The organism is Sphingobium cloacae (assembly GCF_002355855.1).
Taxonomy (GTDB): domain Bacteria; phylum Pseudomonadota; class Alphaproteobacteria; order Sphingomonadales; family Sphingomonadaceae; genus Sphingobium; species Sphingobium cloacae.
This window is the reverse complement of the sequence record NZ_AP017655.1, coordinates 1,667,014-1,684,082: the sequence shown is the minus strand read 5'-3', so window position 1 is coordinate 1,684,082 and position 17,069 is coordinate 1,667,014. Positions and strand designations below refer to the sequence as shown.

Genomic DNA, 17,069 nt, shown 5'->3' with positions numbered 1-17,069 from the left:
CCGGCGTGGCGGAGCGTCCCGGCAGGATGGTGCCCGTGGCGGATGGGCCATGGGCGGGATGGTATGGCTGGGCGGACCCGATAGAGGGCACTTTCCTGGAACCGATCGGCCGGTCCCATTTCCGTGGCGATGCGGCGGGCAAGGCGACGGTCATGCTGGAAACCTTGCCGGGCCACGCCAATCGCATGGGTATGCTGCATGGCGGCTTTCTGGCGGCTTTTGCCGATCATGCCTATTTCGCGGGCCTTGCCGCCATGGGGCGGCCCGAACAGATGTCCGCCGTGACGGTGGACCTGGCGATGCAATTCTGCGGATCGGGCGGCATCGGCCCCCTTATCCGGACGGAAGTCGAACTGCTGCGCGAAACCGGGCGCTTGTTCTTCATGCGGCTGACAATGGAGCAGGAGGGCCATCTGATTGCCGCTTCCACCGCGACGATCCGGAAGGCGTCCACGCCGAAATGACGGGAGTCATCGACCGCTACGTGTCCCTGGTGGCGGGCGGGGAACTGCGTGCCGACCCGGATCAGGAAGCCGCCGCGCACCGGCTCGACCGGTTGCAGAAGGAACTGGAGGCGGCCCCGCCCCGTGGCTCGACGCTCTGGAAATTGCTGCGCAAGGCGCCGGAGCCGCCCCGTGGCCTTTACATGTGGGGCGGCGTGGGGCGCGGCAAGTCCATGCTGATGGACCTGTTCTTCGACGCCGTGCAGATCCAGCGCAAGAAGCGCGCGCATTTCCACGAATTCATGCTCGATGTCCATGCGCGGCTGGCCGAGGCGCGCAAGTCGGAAACGGGCGATCCCATCCCGCCGGTGGTGGAATCGCTGGCGGAGGAAGCGCGGCTGCTCTGCTTCGACGAGATGGTCGTCAACAACATGGCGGACGCGGCGATCATGTCGCGCCTGTTCACGGGGTTGCTGGACAAGCGCGTCACCATCGTCACCACCTCCAACCGCGCGCCGGACGACCTCTACAAGAACGGCCTCAACCGCCAGCTCTTCCTGCCCTTCATCGATCTGATCAAGGATCGGCTGGACGTGATGACGCTGAACGGGCCGACCGATTACCGGCTCGACCGGCTGGGAGATTCCACGCTGTGGCATTCCCCCAACGGGCCGGAAGCGACGGCGGCGCTCAGCAAGGCGTTCTTCCGCCTGACCGATTACCCGCCCGAGGACCGCGCCAACGTCCCGGCGGAGGATATTCCCGTCCAGGGCGGCCGGACGCTCCATGTGCCCAAGAGCTTGAAGGGCGTCGCGGTCTTCTCCTTCAAGCGGCTTTGCGCGGAGGCGCGCGGCGCGCCCGACTATCTGGCGATCGCGCGCAAATATCACACGGTCATCCTCGTGGGCATCCCGGTGCTCGGCCCGGAAAAACGGAATGAGGCCGCCCGCTTCGTGACGCTGATCGACTCGCTCTACGAATATAAGGTGAAGCTCCTGGCTTCCGCCGATGCCGAGCCTGCGCGGCTGTATCCCGAAGGGGACGGCGCCTTCGAGTTCGAGCGCACCGTGTCCCGGCTCATGGAAATGCAGTCGGACGATTATCTGGCGCTGGGCCACGGCTCCAAATAGCCGCAGGCGCCTTGAACGGGCGCTTTTCTTCCCCATTGTCATAAAATAGCCCGGATACCTCCCGCAAAAGGGAGGTATCCGGCAGGTGGCCTTTGCGGGAATGGGTCAGACGCCAGGGTAGGAGCGCGTGAGCAACAAAGGCGGACACCTCTCTAATGAAATTGCGAATGAATTGCAAAGATAAATTGCATGGCATCCTTCTGGCAGGTTGAAACCTTTACCATATCGGCCTAAGCGGGCCGCAATTCCAATATTTCGAGCTTGGAGGATGATTGCATATGGCCCGTAACAAGATCGCGCTCATCGGCGCTGGCAATATCGGCGGCACGCTCGCGCATCTGGCGGCCCTCAAGGGCCTGGGCGACATCGTCCTGTTCGACGTGGTCGAAGGCGTGCCCCAGGGCAAGGCGCTGGACCTGTCGCAATGCGGTCCGGTCGAAGGCTTCGATGCGAAGATCACCGGCACGAACGACTATGCCGACATCAAGGACGCCGACGTCATCATCGTCACCGCCGGCGTCGCTCGCAAGCCGGGCATGAGCCGCGACGACCTGCTGGGCATCAACCTCAAGGTCATGAAGGCCGTGGGCGAGGGCATCAAGGCCAACGCTCCCAATGCCTTCGTCATCTGCATCACCAACCCGCTCGACGCGATGGTGTGGGCGCTGCGCGAATTTTCCGGCCTGCCGCACAACAAGGTGGTCGGCATGGCGGGCGTGCTCGACTCCGCGCGCTTCAGCCACTTCCTCGCCGAGGAATTCCAGGTGTCGGTGAAGGAAGTGAACAGCTTCGTCCTGGGCGGTCACGGCGACACCATGGTTCCCGTCGTCGAATATTCGACCGTCGCGGGCATCCCGATTCCCGACCTCATCAAGATGGGCCGTTCCACCCAGGAGCGCATCGACGCCATCGTCCAGCGCACCCGCTCGGGCGGCGGCGAGATCGTCGGCCTCTTGAAGACCGGCTCCGCCTTCTACGCGCCCGCCACCAGCGGCATCGCGATGGCCGAGGCCTATCTTTATGACCAGAAGCGCCTGCTGCCCTGCGCAGCGCATCTGACCGGCCAATATGGCGTCGACAATCTTTACGTCGGCGTGCCGGTCATCATCGGCAAGGACGGCGTGGAGCAAGTCGTCGAGATCGAACTGGACGCCGCGGCCAAGGCGAACCTCCAGGTGTCGGTCGACGCCGTCAAGGAACTGCTGGTGGCCTGCAAGGGCATCGACAATTCTCTGGCCTGATCGCCTCTCCAAGACCTGCACCGGCCCGTTTCAGGCAAGTCGGCATCCTGAACGGGCCGCTCACCCCAAATGCCACGCCATTGAGACGATGAAGGGGCTTTCATGTCCATTCTGGTGAACAAGAACACCAAGGTCATCACCCAGGGGATGACGGGTGCCACGGGCACTTTCCACACTGAACAGGCGCTGGCCTACGGCACGCAGATGGTTGCGGGGGTGACTCCCGGCAAGGGCGGAACGACCCATATCGGCCTGCCCAATTACGATACCGTGGCCGAAGCGAAGGCGAAGACCGGCGCGGACGCGTCGGTCATCTATGTGCCGCCGCCATTCGCGGCCGATTCGATCCTGGAAGCCATCGACGCGGAAATTCCGCTGATCGTCTGCATCACCGAAGGCATTCCGGTGCTGGACATGGTGAAGGTGAAGCGCGCCCTGTCGGGCAGCAAGTCGCGCCTGATCGGCCCGAACTGTCCCGGCGTCCTGACCCCCAATGAGTGCAAGATCGGCATCATGCCCGGCAGCATCTTCAAGCAGGGCAGCGTCGGCGTCGTGTCGCGTTCCGGCACGCTGACCTATGAGGCGGTGTTCCAGACCACGAACGCGGGCCTGGGCCAGACCACGGCGGTCGGCATCGGCGGCGATCCGGTCAACGGCACCAACTTCATCGACGTGCTGGAACTGTTCCTGGCCGATGACGCGACCGAATCGATCATCATGATCGGCGAGATCGGTGGCGACGCGGAAGAACAGGCCGCGCAGTTCCTGATCGACGAGGCGAAGAAGGGCCGCAGGAAGCCGATGGCCGGCTTCATCGCGGGCCGCACCGCGCCTCCGGGCCGCCGCATGGGCCATGCCGGCGCGATCGTGTCGGGCGGCAAGGGCGACGCGGAAAGCAAGATCGCGGCGATGGAAGCGGCCGGCATCAAGGTCGCCGCCAGCCCCTCCGAACTCGGCACGACCCTGCTGGAAGTGCTGAAGGGCTAATCTCGCAAGACAGGCGGCCGGGCTGCACCCCGGTCGTCCTTCCCGTTCCGCGATGCACGCGGTCGTGATGGGATGACGGTGATGGGTTACGAGAATCAGGATTTCGAAGTCGAGCGCGGACCCAGCTGGGCGCGCACCAACTGGCCGCCGATCGATACCGACGACCTGACCGGGGCGCTGGACCCCACGCAGATGCAGGTGGCGATCAAGGCCGCCGCCAAATCCGTGGGCAAGGTGACGGGCGAAGCCGAAGTCGCGCAGGCGGCTGAGGACGCGATCCGCGCGCAGATGTTGATTCGCACCTATCGCGTGCGCGGCCATCTGGCGGCCAATCTGGACCCGCTCGGCCTCACGCAGCGGCAGCTTCCGGCCGACCTGACGCCGGAATATCATGGCCTGAACGATCCGAAGAAGCGGGTTTATCTCGGCGGCACGCTGGGCCTCGACTATGCCACGGTCGAAGAGATCGTCGCCATCCTGCGGCGGAATTACTGCGGCAATGTCGGCCTGGAATATATGCACATCGCGGATGTGGGGGAACGCCGGTTCCTTCAGGACCGGATGGAAGGCAAGGACAAGGAAATCCACTTCACGCCGGAAGGCAAGCGGGCGATCCTGTCGAAGGTCATCCAGGCCGAGCAATATGAGAAGTTCCTGGGCCGCAAATATGTCGGCACCAAGCGTTTCGGCCTCGACGGCGGCGAGTCCATGATCCCGGCGCTCGAAGCCATCATCAAATATGGCGGCGCATCGGGCGTGCGCGAGATCGTCTACGGCATGGCCCATCGCGGCCGCCTCAACGTGCTCGCCAATGTGATGGCCAAGGGCTTCCGCGTCATCTTCCACGAATTTTCCGGCGGCACCGCCAATCCGGAGGATGTCGGCGGTTCGGGCGACGTCAAATATCATCTCGGCACCTCGACCGACCGCGAGTTCGACGGGATCAAGGTCCACATGTCGCTGGTGCCCAACCCGTCGCATCTCGAAACCGTCGATCCGGTGGTGCTGGGCAAGGTCCGCGCGCAGCAGACCTTCCGCGACGACCTTGAAAAGCACGAGCAGGTTCTGCCGGTGCTGATCCATGGCGACGCGGCCTTCGCGGGACAGGGGATCGTGTGGGAATGCTTCGGCTTCTCCGGCATTCGGGGCTACAATACCGGCGGCTGCATCCATTTCGTCGTCAACAACCAGGTGGGCTTCACCACCTCGCCGCAATTCGCGCGGTCCTCGCCCTATCCGAGCGACGTGGCGAAGGGCGTCCAGGCGCCGATCCTGCACGTCAATGGCGACGATCCCGAGGCGGTCACCTTCGCCTGCAAGCTGGCGATCGAATATCGCCAGACCTTCCATCGCGACATCGTGATCGACATGTGGTGCTATCGCCGCTTCGGTCATAACGAGGGCGACGAGCCGGGTTTCACCCAGCCGCTCATGTACAAGGAAATCCGCCAGCACATGCCGGTGAGCGACGTCTATGCGGCGCGCCTCCGGGCCGAAGGCGTGGTGGACGACGATTTCGTCAATCAGGCGACGGGCGATTTCGTCAACCATCTGGAGGAAGAGTTCGAGGCGGCGAAGAGCTACAAGCCCAACAAGGCGGACTGGTTCACCGGCCGCTGGTCGGGCCTGCACCAGCCCGCCAATGCGGAAACGACGCGCCAGAATGTGGAGACCGCGATCAGCCAGAAGCTGTTCGACGGCCTCGGCAAGACGCTGACCACGGTTCCCGAAGGGCTCAACATCCACAAGACGCTGAAGCGCGTTCTCGACGCCAAGGCGGAGATGTTCAGGACCGGCGAGAATTTCGACTGGGCGACCGGCGAGGCGCTGGCCTTCGGATCGCTGCTGTCGGAAGGCTATGGCGTCCGCCTGTCGGGCCAGGATTCCGGGCGCGGCACCTTCAGCCAGCGTCACTCGGTCTGGGTCGATCAGGACACGGAGAGCAAATATATCCCGCTTTCGACCGTGCCGCACGGCCGGTTCGAGGTGCTGGACAGCCCGCTTTCCGAATATGGCGTGCTGGGCTTCGAATATGGCTTCGCGCTGGCGGACCCGAAATCGCTCGTCCTGTGGGAAGCGCAGTTCGGCGACTTCGCCAACGGCGCGCAGATCATCTTCGACCAGTATATCGCATCGTCGGAAAGCAAGTGGCTGCGCGCGAACGGTCTCGTCTGCCTGCTGCCGCACGGCTATGAAGGGCAGGGGCCGGAGCATAGCTCGGCGCGTCTCGAACGCTATCTCCAGCTTTGCGCGGAAGGGAATATCCAGGTCGCCAATTGCACCACCCCGGCCAACTATTTCCACATCCTGCGGCGCCAGATGCTGCGTCCGTTCCGCAAGCCGCTCATCATGATGACGCCCAAGTCTTTGCTGCGGCACAAGCTGGCGGTCAGCAAGGCGGAGGATTTCCTGGGCGAAACGCACTTCATGCGCATCCTGTCGGACACCAATCCTGCGCCCGACAAGGATACGAAGCGGCTGGTGCTCTGCTCGGGCAAGGTCGCCTACGACCTGATCGAGGCGCGCGACGCAGCGGGCGACAGGAACACCCAGATCGTCCGCATCGAGCAGCTCTATCCCTTCCCGACCGAGGCGCTCGCCACGCGCATCGAGCGCATGACGAACCTGGAGGAAGTGATCTGGTGCCAGGAAGAGCCGCGGAACAATGGCGGCTGGTTCTTCGTCGAGCCCTTTATCGAGGAAGCGCTGGCTTCGGCGGGCAGGGCGCCGATGCGGGCGCGCTATGCGGGTCGCAAGGCGTCCGCTTCGCCCGCCACGGGTCTCGCCAAGCGTCACGTCGCCGAACAGGGCGCGCTCGTCGCCGATGCGCTGGGCCACAGCGTCCGTGAAGAAATCCGCCGCCAGAAGAAAGGCTGAGACAAGCTCATGGCAACCGAAGTCAAAGTCCCCACGCTGGGCGAATCCGTTACCGAAGCAACCGTCGGCCAGTGGCTGAAGAAGCCCGGTGAAGCCGTGAAGGCCGATGAGCCGATCGTCAGCCTCGAAACCGACAAGGTCGCGGTCGATGTGCCCGCGCCGGTCGCGGGAACGCTGGGCGACATCATCGCCAAGGAAGGCGATACGGTCGAGGTCGGCGCGTTGCTCGCCACCATCAACGAAGGCGCAGCGGCTGCCGCAGCGCCTGCCGCTGCATCGGCTCCGGCCCCTGCCGCGAAGGCGGAAGCCGCTGCTCCCGCGCCCGCCGCTTCGGCTCCGGTCGATGAGGATGGCGATGCGGGCAACCTGACCCTGTCGCCCGCCGTGCGCCGTCTGGTGCTGGAGCATGGCCTCGATCCCAGCAAGATCAAGGGCACCGGCAAGGATGGCCGTCTGACCAAGGACGATGTGCTGGCCGCGGCCGCCGCGGGCACCGCCAAGGCTGCTGCGTCCACGAACGCGGATTCGACTCCCTCCGCCGATGCGCCCGCCGCCGGGCCCAGCCGCAAGCAGGAGCGGGTCAAGATGACCCGCCTGCGCCAGACGGTCGCCAAGCGGCTCAAGGAAGCGCAGAACAACGCCGCGCTGCTCACCACCTTCAACGATGTCGACATGTCCGCCGTCATCGAAGCGCGCACCAAATATAAGGATCTGTTCGAAAAGAAGCATGGCGTTCGTCTGGGCTTCATGGGCTTCTTCACCAAGGCGGTCTGCATGGCGCTCAAGGACGTGCCGGGCGTCAACGGCCAGATCGAGGGCGACGAGATCGTCTATAACGACTTCGCCGACATTTCCGTCGCGGTCTCGGCGCCCAACGGCCTCGTCGTGCCGGTCATCCGCAATGCCGAAAGCATGAGCGTCGCGCAGATCGAAAAGACCATCGGCGACTTCGGCCGCAAGGCGAAGGAAGGCGCGCTCACCATGGAGGAGATGAAGGGCGGCACCTTCACCATCTCCAATGGCGGCGTCTTCGGTTCGCTGATGTCCACCCCGATCATCAACCCGCCGCAGTCGGCGGTGCTGGGCCTCCACCGGATCGAGGACCGCCCCGTGGTCCGCGACGGCCAGGTCGTCGTCCGCCCGATGATGTATCTGGCATTGAGCTACGACCATCGCCTGATCGACGGCCGCGAAGCGGTGACCTTCCTGGTCGCGGTCAAGAACGCGATCGAGGACCCGACCCGCCTGCTGATCGACCTGTAATCACCCCGTCACCGTTCGGGCTGAGCCTGTCGAAGCCCCGTCCCTTTTGGCAAAGGGCAAAAGAAGAAGTACAGCCCTTCGACAGGCTCAGGGCGAACGGAGATTGGTATGGCAGACTTCGACTATGACGTTCTGGTGATCGGGGCTGGCCCCGGCGGTTATGTCGCGGCGATCCGCGCGGCGCAGCTGGGCCTCAAGACCGCCTGTGCCGAAAGCCGCGAGACGTTGGGCGGCACCTGCCTCAATGTCGGCTGCATCCCGTCCAAGGCGCTGCTGCACGCGTCGGAACTCTATGAGGAAGCGGCGGGCGGCGCGCTCGCGAAGCTGGGCGTCAGGATCGACAAGATGAGCCTCGACCTCGACACCATGCAGGGCCAGCGCCAGGATGCGGTGAAGGGCCTGACCGGCGGCATCGAATTTCTCTTCAAGAAGAACAAGGTCGACTGGCTGAAGGGCCTTGCCACCTTCACCGGCCCCAATGCGGTCGAGGTCGCTGGCAAGGCGGTGACGGCGAAGAACATCGTCATCGCCACCGGATCGTCGGTCGCGCCGCTTCCGGGCGTCGCGGTCGATAATAAAAAGGGCCTGATCGTCGATTCCACCGGTGCGCTGGAACTGGACAAGGTGCCGGACCGTCTCGTCGTCATCGGCGGCGGCGTCATCGGCCTGGAACTGGGCAGCGTCTGGCGGCGTCTGGGCGCGAAGGTCACGGTAGTCGAATATCTCGACCAGATCCTGCCCGGCATGGACGGCGAAGTCCGCAAGGAAGCCAGCAAGATCTTCAAGAAGCAGGGCTTCGACTACAAGCTCGGCACCAAGGTCACGGGCGCGAAGGTCAAGGGCAAGCATGTCGAACTGACCGTCGAGCCCGCCGCGGGCGGCGACGTGGAAACGATCGAGGCGGATGTCGTGCTGGTGTCCATCGGTCGCCGTCCGAATACGGAAGGGCTGGGCCTCGACAAGATCGGGCTGGAACTGAACGCCCGCGGCCAGATCGAGACCGATCATGACTTCGCCACCAAGGTCCCGGGCGTCTGGGCCATTGGCGACGTGATCCCCGGCCCGATGCTGGCGCACAAGGCCGAGGATGAAGGCATCGCCGTCGCGGAGAATATCGCGGGCCTCACCGGCATCGTGAACCATGACGTGATTCCCTCGGTCGTCTACACCAGCCCCGAAATCGCGGGCGTGGGCCTGACCGAGGAAGCCGCGAAGGAACGCGGCGCGGTCAAGGTCGGCAAATTCCCCATGCTGGCGAACAGCCGCGCCAAGACCAATCATGAGCCCGACGGCTTCGTGAAGGTGATCGCCGACGCGGAAACCGACCGGGTGCTGGGCGTCTGGATCATCGCCAGCGTCGCGGGCACGATGATCGCGCAGGCCGCGCAGGCCATGGAGTTCGGCGCGTCGAGCGAGGACATCGCCTATACCTGCCACGCCCACCCGACGCACAGCGAAGCCATCAAGGAAGCGGCCATGGCCGTGACCGGCAAGCCCATCCATATGTGACAGGCTGCAATGCCGGTTGATGAAGAGGGACGGCGCATCCAATCCGCCGTCCCTTTTTCATGGAGCTTGCGAGCGGTCTTGGAGGATTGTTCGGGCAGACTTTGCCGTTAAGCGACAAGTGCGAAGGCAGGAGCCCGGATCGAGCGGCGAAACTGGGGTTCCTGCCGCCGCAGGAGCACGACGCACGCTGGAAGCAGAGCGCCCGTCCCTACTCATGGCAGCCCCGCCTCGCGGTCAGCCGGGCCACCGCTCCAGCAACGGCACCAGTTCGTCGAAATGATGGATGACCGCATCGGCCTCCAGATTTTCGACCGGCCCGTCCAGAAAGCCGAAACTGACCGCCACAGGGGGGATGCCCGCATTGCGCGCGCCCGCGATGTCGTTGATCGTGTCGCCCAGGAAGATCGCGCGGCCCCCGCCTGCCCGCGCGATCATCTCGCGGATCGGGGCCGGGTCGGGCTTGGCGACGCCCACCGTGTCGCCACCCACGATGCTGGCGAAGCGATCCGACAGGCCCAGCTGGCGCATCAGCGGAATGGCGAAGCGTTCCGCCTTGTTGGTGCAGATGGCGAGCTTCACGCCGCCCGCCGCCAGCCGGTCCATCGCTTCGATCAGGCCGGGATAGGGCACGGAATGGATCGCCAGATTCTGCTCGTAATAATCGAGCAGGACGGGCAGGCCCTCCTCCAGTTCGGCCTCTCCATACCCCCCCGAAGCGGCGAGCGCGCGTTCCAGCATCACCCGCGCGCCCTTGCCGACGAAAGGATGGATCGCCTCCGCCGGGAAAGGAGCACGCCCCAGCCTGCCAAGCGCATAGTTCACCGCTGCGGCCAGATCGCCGCTCGTGTCGATCAGCGTGCCGTCCAGGTCGAAACCGACGATGTCGAAGGGAATCCGTGTCATGCCGCGCCCATGCCCTTCCGGCGGTGGCAAAGGCAAGCCAAACATGGCACAGGAGCGCCAGCCCACCGCCCGATAACAGGAGTCCCCTCGCCGTGACCGCCAGCCGCCCCCTTGCCGTCATCATCCTTGCCGCCGGGCAGGGCACGCGCATGAAGTCGTCGCTGCACAAGGTGCTGCATCCCGTCGCGGGCCGCCCGATGCTGCTGCATCTGCTGGCGAGCGTGGCGGAGTTGCAGCCGGAGCGGCAGGTGGTCGTCGTCGGCGCGGGCCGCGATCAGGTGGAAAAGGCGGTGGAGGGCAAGGGCGTCGCCATCGCCGTGCAGGACCGGCAGCTTGGCACCGGCCATGCCGTCGCGCAGGCGCATGACGCGCTGGAGGGCTTCGCGGGCGACGTGCTGATCCTCTATGGCGACGTGCCGCTGGTGCGGACGGAAACGATGCGGGCGATGCTGGACCGGCTGGCGCGGGGGGACGAGCCGCGCGCGGTCGTGCTGGGCTTCCGCCCCGCGGACACCGCCGCCTATGGCCGGATCGTCGCGGACGGGCAGGGCATCATCGAGAAGATGGTCGAATATAAGGACGCCAGCGCCGCCGAGCGCGCCGTGACGCTCTGCAACAGCGGGCTGATGGCGGTGCGCTCGACCGACCTGTTCGTGCTGCTGGACAGCATCGGCAACGACAATGCGGCGGGCGAATATTATCTGCCCGACATCGTGATGCTTCCCGGCGCGCAAAGCGCCGTGATCGAGACGGAGGCATGGGAAGTCGCGGGCATCAACAGCCGCATCGAACTGGCCGGCGTGGAGGCGCTCTGGCAGGCGCGCCGTCGCGTCGACGCGATGCGCGATGGCGTCACGCTGGTCGCGCCGGAAACGGTGTTCTTCTCTCATGACACGCTATTGGGCCGCGACGTGGTGGTGGAACCCAATGTCGTCTTCGGTCCCGGCGTGAGCGTGGCGGACGATGTGGTCATCCACGCCTTCTCCCATCTGGAAGGCGCGCGGGTGGAAAGCGGTGCGGAAATCGGCCCCTATGCCCGCCTGCGCCCCGGCGCGAAGATCGGCCCGAAAGCCAAGGTCGGCAATTTCGTGGAGATCAAGAAAGCGGAACTGGCGGAAGGCGCGAAGGCCAACCACCTCTCCTATATCGGCGATGCCAGCGTGGGGGCGGGGGCCAATATCGGCGCGGGCACCATCACCTGCAATTATGACGGCTTCCTCAAATATCGGACGGAGATCGGGACGGGGGCCTTCATCGGCTCCAACAGCGCTCTGGTCGCCCCGGTGAAGATCGGCGACGGCGCGATCGTCGGCGCGGGCAGCACGGTGACGGCGGACGTGCCCGCCGACGCGCTGTGCCTCGTCCGTCCCGCGCAGGACGCCAGGCCCGGCTGGGCCGCCCGCTTCCGCAAGAAGATGCAGGAACGCAAGGCCGCGAAGGCTTGATTCGGTCAAGGATCGGACACTCCCGCCGGAGGAGAATGGCGGGAATTCTTCTTACCCGCCCGCCGGAACCGCAACCTCTATCGCTCCCCCCGCGACCTTTGCGGTGAAGGGCGTTTTCGCCAGCACTTCCCCGTCGATCGACAGGCGCTGCGGCGGCTGGGCGCTCAGGCGGAAGGATTTGCCGCGAAACTCCTGCGTATGGGCATTGCGGTCGCGCAGCCGGAAGAATTTCGCATACCAGTCCCACGCCAGCCGCATATGGCTGCGCCCGACGATGGCCTGCACCACGATCTCGCCCGTATCGACATCGGCGTCGTCGGACAGTTCCACCCCGCCATGGAAAGGGCCGTTCAGGATGCGCACCTCGGTCGACCACAGGCGATGTTCCTTGTCGCCATCGTCGATCACCAGCCGGAACGCGCGGAATCCGACGGAACATTTCATCGCCCAGAGCAGATAGCCCACGCGCCCCAGATAGCGTTTCAGCTTGTGCGGCACCGTGTCCCCGATCATCGGCGACAGCCCCATGGAGGCCGCGTTGACGAAATAATCGCCATCGATCATGCCAAGGTCGATCCGCCGCCTGCGGCCCTGCGCGATGGCCTCGATCGCGCGCTCCACGTCCAGCGGCAGTCCCAGCGTCCGCGCGAAGCTGTTCGCCGTGCCCAACGGCAGGACGGCGAACACGCAATCCTTGCCCACCAGTTCATCCACCGTTCCCGACAGCGATCCGTCGCCCCCGCCCACGATCACCATCGGCGCGCCGGATTCGACGGCGGTGCGCACGGTTTCCGCCATATGATCCGGATTTTTCACCCCATGGGCGGCGATCAGGCGGATGCCAGCCTTTTCGATCAGCGCTTTGGCTTCCGCGAAATGGGCCTCGCCCTTGCGGGACTGCGCGTTGACGATCAGGACCGCTTCGCGCGGCAGGGGTTTCGTTTCCATGGCACAACAACTCACCAAAGCCGGATACGCTCCCGCGTGCGGCCTGTCCGCGCAATTCCCGCGCAACCCATTGTCTTTAGGCTCGTTAGAGGAAAATGGCTCGTATCGCTCATCTTTCCGACCTGCATTTCGGCGCGCATGACGACAGGATCGTGACCGCGGCGGAAGCATGGCTGCTGGAAAAACGGCCCGATCTGGTGGTCATCAGCGGCGACCTGACCCAGCGGGCGCGGGTGGCGCAGTTCCGGCAGGCGTCGGCATGGGTCAACCGGCTGCGCGCGGCGGGCCTGCCGCTGCTTATCATACCGGGCAATCATGACGTGCCGCTTTATGACGTGCTGCGCCGGTTCGCGCGGCCGCTCCACCGCTACCGGCGCTATATCTCCACCGATCTCTGTCCTTTTTACGAGGATGATGCGGTGGCGATCCTCGGCCTCAACACGGCCCGCTCGCTCACGATCAAGGACGGGCGGCTCAACCGGGCGCAGATGGAACTGATGCGGGACCGCTTCGCCCCCGTCGCGCCGGAAAAGACCCGCATCCTCGTCACCCATCATCCGCTTTTCGCCATGCCCATCGGCGAGGGCGGCGAATGGAGCGAGGCGGTCGGCCGTCACGACGACGCGGTGAAGGCGGCGCGGGAAGCGGGCATCCACATCGCGCTCGCCGGGCATTTCCACCGCACCTACGCGCAGGCGGCGCGGAAGATGGCGGAGGATGCGGGCGGCGCGCTGGTCATTCAGGCGGGAACGGCGACCTCCACCCGCCTGCGCAATGCGGAGCCGCAAAGCTTCAACTGGCTGCACGTCCATCGCCACGACCGGATCGAATTGCAGGTCGTGACATGGGACGGGGCGGCTTTCCGCAGGGGCGACCATGTTCAATATGCCTTCCGCTTCGGCGGCTGGCAGGCATGGGAAGTGGCCGATCCGCCGACGGTGGGCGCTCTCGATCCCGGTGGGGCGGCCTGATACGCGGCCTGATGCACGGTCAGTCCTTGCGCTTCAGGGCCTGGGCGAGGGAGACCGTCGCGCTCCCCCGCCGCGCGGGCCGCGCCTGGCTGGGATCGGGCCTCCAGCCGCTCAGGTAAAGGACGCCGATCTGCTCGGCGGTCCGGCCATCGGGATCGGCGGCCTGCGCGAAATGCGCCATCGCGCCCGCCAGTCCCTCGCGCCGCAGGGCCGGGGGACGCGACGCCAGCACATTGCCCGCGCCCATGCCGCGCAAATCGTGCATCAGCCGGATCATGTCGCCATAGCGCACCGTCAGCATATCGCCGTCCGCCACCGGCATCGCGAAACCGGCCCGCGCCAGCAGGTCGCCGGCGGACCGCACATCGACCTGCGGATGGATATGCTGCCCGGGCCGGTCGCCTTCCCCCGCCATCAGCGCGGCGCGCAGCCGGGGCAGGCTGCCCGCCCCCGCGAAAGCCGCCAGCATCAGCCCGTCCGGCCGCAGGATCCTGTTCATCAGGATCAGCGCGCCGGGCAGGTCGTTGACGCTGTCCAATGTCCCGCAAGCCAGTATCAAATCGAAACTTTTATCGGCGAAGGGCAGGGCATCCTCATCCCCCTGCACCCCCCCCGCCTGCCGCGCGGCCAGGAATCCAGGATCGCAACAGATGACCTTCTTCTTCATGGTTTCCAGCGCCGCCCTGGCGCTCCCGTCCGGACAGCCGATCACCAGCGCCTCGGGCAATTCGCGCTGCACATCGGCCAGCCGGTCCAGCAACTCGTCCAGCATCGCGCGATACAGGAAATCATGATCCGCGAAACGGCGCATCATCCGGTCGCGCCGCAACGCGCGCAGCCGCCGGTCGAAGATGTCGGGATGGGTCATGCGGGCCTTGTGCATCGGACGCGGAGCGGGAACAAGGAGGATCATGCCGGTCCTCCCGCTTCTCAAGACCATCGGCGCGTCGGCGCTGGACTATGCCCTGCCGCCGCGCTGCCCCGGCTGCGGCGTGGTGGTGGAGCGGGAGCAGTCCTTCTGCCTCGCCTGCTGGAGCGGGATGGATTTCCTCGGCGACCCCTGCTGCGCCCGCTGCGGCGTGCCCTTCGGTCATGATATGGGGGAGGGCGGGGAGTGCGGCGCCTGCCTGTCCGACCCGCCGCCCTTCGACAGCGCGCGGGCGGTGCTGGCCTATGGCGACGTGGCGCGATCGGTGGCGCTGCGGCTCAAATATGGGCGGCGCATTGGCCTCGCCCGGCTGATCGCGAACCATATGGCGCGCCATGTCCGGGGGGAGGACCGGCCGCTGATCGTGCCGGTGCCGTTGCATCGCTGGCGGCTGTGGTGGCGCGGGTTCAACCAGGCGGCGCTGATCGCCGACCATCTGGGCCGGGCAACCGGACTGCCCGTCGACAAACATGCGCTGCTGCGGACGAAGCGGACCCAGCCCTTGCGCGGCATGAATCCCCGCCGTCGCGCAAAGGCAGTGCGCGGCGCTTTCGCTCTGGCGGCGGACCATGATCTTTCAGGGAAAACCATCCTGCTGATCGACGATGTGCATACCAGCGGAGCGACGGCGGCCGCCTGCGCGCTGGTGCTGAGGCGCGGCGGCGCGGCGCAGGTGCATCTGCTCTGCTGGGCGCGGGTGCTGCCGGACAGGGAACCGCTCGATTGACAAAGGCGTCCTACCTTCTCCATCTCGTGCGATGAAGGAGTATCGGGAAACAATGGCGAAGGTCGAAATCTATACCAAGGCTTTCTGCGGCTATTGCGCGCGGGCCAAGGCCCTGCTGGAAGGCAAGGGCGTGCCGTTCGAGGAATATGACATCACCATGGGCGGGCCGAAGCGGCAGGAAATGCTGGAACGATCCCACGGCGGAACGACGGTGCCGCAAATTTTCATCGATGGCCGGCATATCGGCGGCAGCGACGACATGGCCGCGCTCAACCGGCAGGGCAAACTCGACCCCCTGCTGGGCCTGTGACCGTTATGCGCGCCGCGATCTTCCAGATGACCAGCGGCGTCGACCCCTCCGCCAATGCCGCGGCGATTACGGAGATGGCCAGGCACGCCAGGAGCGAAGGCGCGGACATGCTCTTCACGCCGGAAATGGCCGGCTATCTGGACCGCGACCGCAAGCGGGCTGCCGAGACATTGCGGACGGAAGCGGACGATCCGGTGCTCGCCGCCATTCGTGAAACAGCAGCGAAGCAAGGCCTGTGGGTGCATGTCGGTTCGCTCGCCTTCAAGGACGAACGGGCGGACGGGCGCTGGGCCAATCGCAGTTTCGTGATCGACGACCGCGGTGAAATCCGTGCGCGTTACGACAAGATCCATCTGTTCGATGTCGATCTGGCGACAGGGGAAAGCTGGCGCGAATCCGCGGTCTATGGACCGGGCGAGCAGGCGGTCGCCGTGGACACGCCATGGGCGCGCATGGGGCTTTCCGTTTGTTACGACATGCGCTTTCCCGATCTTTATCGCGCGCTCACCAATGCGGGCGCGACGGTCTTGCTGATGCCCGCCGCCTTCACCGTGCCGACCGGGCAGGCGCATTGGCACATCTTGCTGCGCGCCCGTGCGATCGAGGCGGGATGCTTTGTCATCGCACCCGCGCAGACCGGGCGTCATGCCGATGGACGGGACACCTACGGGCATAGTCTGGTCGTGGACCCATGGGGCGACGTCCTGCTCGACATGGGCGAGGAGATAGGACTGGCTCTTGCGGACATCGACATAGCTCGCATAGAGGAAGTGCGCGGGCGCGTGCCCGCCATTGCCAACCGCCGTGAGATAGCCAGGGACGTAGTAATCGGGTGATCGTGTTCGACCTCCAGTGCGAAGGGCAGGGCCATGTGTTCGAAGCCTGGTTCGGTTCCAGCGCCGATTTCGACGATCAGAAGGCGCGAGGCCTGCTTTCCTGCCCGATGTGCGGAGATGTCCGGATCGCCAAGGCCTTGATGGCCCCGGCCGTCACGGCCAAGGGCAACAGCCGGACCGATATGCTCGTCTCAACCGCCGAAGAGGCGTCGGCCCCGATGGGCCATGCGGATGAAGGCCGGATGCGTGCATTGATGCAGGCGATGGCCGACGCGCAGGCCAAGGCGTTGGAAGGGTCGACCTGGGTCGGCCGCACTTTCGCGGAGCAGGCGCGGGCGATGCATTACGGCGAACAGGACCGCACAAGCATCCACGGCGAAGTCGCGCCGGAGGAAGCACGCGCCCTGATCTCCGAAGGGGTGGAAGTCGCACCGCTGCCTTTTCCCATCATTCCTCCCGAAGTGCAGAATTGACCTGCGGGGAAGCGCTGACCTCGACCTGTTGACGAGCCGTGGGCGCGCGGGTATCGCCGGGGCGCGGAGATTTCAGTC

16 protein-coding genes are annotated in these 17,069 nt (G+C 65.6%); 13 read left to right on the top strand and 3 right to left on the bottom strand.

Features of this window, described 5'->3' with window-relative positions:
- The first annotated feature begins 5 nt into the window (after positions 1 to 5).
- From SCLO_RS08160 to lpdA, 7 genes are all read left to right on the top strand, one after another.
- Complete coding sequence (locus SCLO_RS08160; RefSeq protein ID WP_231923390.1) at positions 6 to 464, top strand: PaaI family thioesterase; 459 nt, start codon at positions 6 to 8, stop codon at positions 462 to 464.
- Entirely contained in the window at positions 461 to 1,573 is a 1,113-nt protein-coding gene (zapE, locus tag SCLO_RS08155) for a cell division protein ZapE (protein ID WP_066516609.1), read from the top strand. Before SCLO_RS08160 ends, zapE begins: the two co-directional genes overlap by 4 nt.
- Before the next feature lie 278 nt (positions 1,574 to 1,851).
- Positions 1,852 to 2,814 (top strand): malate dehydrogenase, encoded by a 963-nt coding sequence (gene mdh, locus SCLO_RS08150; RefSeq protein WP_066516608.1) that lies wholly within the window; start codon positions 1,852 to 1,854, stop codon positions 2,812 to 2,814.
- A 102-nt stretch (positions 2,815 to 2,916) separates the two neighbouring features.
- The gene (sucD, locus tag SCLO_RS08145) at positions 2,917 to 3,801 is read left to right on the top strand and encodes a succinate--CoA ligase subunit alpha (RefSeq protein WP_066516607.1); all 885 of its coding nucleotides are present in this window, start codon (positions 2,917 to 2,919) and stop codon (positions 3,799 to 3,801) included.
- A gap of 81 nt (positions 3,802 to 3,882) precedes the next feature.
- Positions 3,883 to 6,678 (top strand): 2-oxoglutarate dehydrogenase E1 component, encoded by a 2,796-nt coding sequence (locus SCLO_RS08140; protein WP_066516742.1) that lies wholly within the window; start codon positions 3,883 to 3,885, stop codon positions 6,676 to 6,678.
- A gap of 9 nt (positions 6,679 to 6,687) precedes the next feature.
- On the top strand, positions 6,688 to 7,941 hold the full coding sequence (gene odhB / locus SCLO_RS08135) for a 2-oxoglutarate dehydrogenase complex dihydrolipoyllysine-residue succinyltransferase (protein ID WP_066516606.1): 1,254 nt from the start codon (positions 6,688 to 6,690) through the stop codon (positions 7,939 to 7,941).
- 108 nt (positions 7,942 to 8,049) lie between these two features.
- The gene (gene lpdA, locus SCLO_RS08130; RefSeq protein ID WP_066516604.1) at positions 8,050 to 9,450 is read left to right on the top strand and encodes a dihydrolipoyl dehydrogenase; all 1,401 of its coding nucleotides are present in this window, start codon (positions 8,050 to 8,052) and stop codon (positions 9,448 to 9,450) included.
- Between the two features lie 234 nt (positions 9,451 to 9,684).
- Here the strand turns inward: lpdA and SCLO_RS08125 are convergent, their stop codons facing one another.
- On the bottom strand, positions 9,685 to 10,353 hold the full coding sequence (locus tag SCLO_RS08125) for an HAD family hydrolase (RefSeq protein WP_174521949.1): 669 nt from the start codon (positions 10,351 to 10,353) through the stop codon (positions 9,685 to 9,687).
- Positions 10,354 to 10,502: 149 nt separating this feature from the next.
- Here SCLO_RS08125 and glmU point away from each other — a divergent pair, with 149 nt between their 5' ends.
- Complete coding sequence (gene glmU, locus SCLO_RS08120; RefSeq protein ID WP_231923409.1) at positions 10,503 to 11,798, top strand: bifunctional UDP-N-acetylglucosamine diphosphorylase/glucosamine-1-phosphate N-acetyltransferase GlmU; 1,296 nt, start codon at positions 10,503 to 10,505, stop codon at positions 11,796 to 11,798.
- Between the two features lie 51 nt (positions 11,799 to 11,849).
- Here glmU and SCLO_RS08115 read toward each other — a convergent pair whose 3' ends face one another.
- Positions 11,850 to 12,746 (bottom strand): diacylglycerol/lipid kinase family protein, encoded by an 897-nt coding sequence (locus tag SCLO_RS08115; RefSeq protein ID WP_066516601.1) that lies wholly within the window; start codon positions 12,744 to 12,746, stop codon positions 11,850 to 11,852.
- A 95-nt stretch (positions 12,747 to 12,841) separates the two neighbouring features.
- Between SCLO_RS08115 and SCLO_RS08110 the strand changes: the two genes are divergently transcribed.
- Positions 12,842 to 13,717, top strand: coding sequence for a metallophosphoesterase family protein (locus SCLO_RS08110; RefSeq protein ID WP_066516597.1), 876 nt, complete (start codon positions 12,842 to 12,844; stop codon positions 13,715 to 13,717).
- 19 nt (positions 13,718 to 13,736) lie between these two features.
- On the opposite strand, the gene SCLO_RS08105 is transcribed toward SCLO_RS08110, so the two are convergent.
- Positions 13,737 to 14,585 carry a class I SAM-dependent methyltransferase gene (locus SCLO_RS08105; RefSeq protein ID WP_066516596.1) on the bottom strand — a complete coding sequence of 283 codons (849 nt, stop codon included), beginning with the start codon at positions 14,583 to 14,585 and terminating at the stop codon, positions 13,737 to 13,739.
- Positions 14,586 to 14,625: 40 nt separating this feature from the next.
- Between SCLO_RS08105 and SCLO_RS08100 the strand changes: the two genes are divergently transcribed.
- Genes SCLO_RS08100 through SCLO_RS08085 form a run of 4 tightly spaced genes read left to right on the top strand, consistent with a single transcriptional unit; the run spans position 14,626 to position 16,991 of the window.
- Positions 14,626 to 15,372, top strand: a complete 747-nt coding sequence (locus SCLO_RS08100; RefSeq protein WP_066516741.1) for a ComF family protein — start codon at positions 14,626 to 14,628, stop codon at positions 15,370 to 15,372.
- Positions 15,373 to 15,424: 52 nt separating this feature from the next.
- Entirely contained in the window at positions 15,425 to 15,682 is a 258-nt protein-coding gene (gene grxC, locus SCLO_RS08095; RefSeq protein ID WP_066516595.1) for a glutaredoxin 3, read from the top strand.
- A 5-nt stretch (positions 15,683 to 15,687) separates the two neighbouring features.
- The gene (locus SCLO_RS08090; protein ID WP_066516592.1) at positions 15,688 to 16,518 is read left to right on the top strand and encodes a carbon-nitrogen hydrolase family protein; all 831 of its coding nucleotides are present in this window, start codon (positions 15,688 to 15,690) and stop codon (positions 16,516 to 16,518) included.
- The gene (locus SCLO_RS08085; RefSeq protein ID WP_066516591.1) at positions 16,515 to 16,991 is read left to right on the top strand and encodes a DUF1178 family protein; all 477 of its coding nucleotides are present in this window, start codon (positions 16,515 to 16,517) and stop codon (positions 16,989 to 16,991) included. The genes SCLO_RS08090 and SCLO_RS08085 overlap by 4 nt, the downstream gene beginning before the upstream one ends.
- Positions 16,992 to 17,069: the final 78 nt, after the last annotated feature.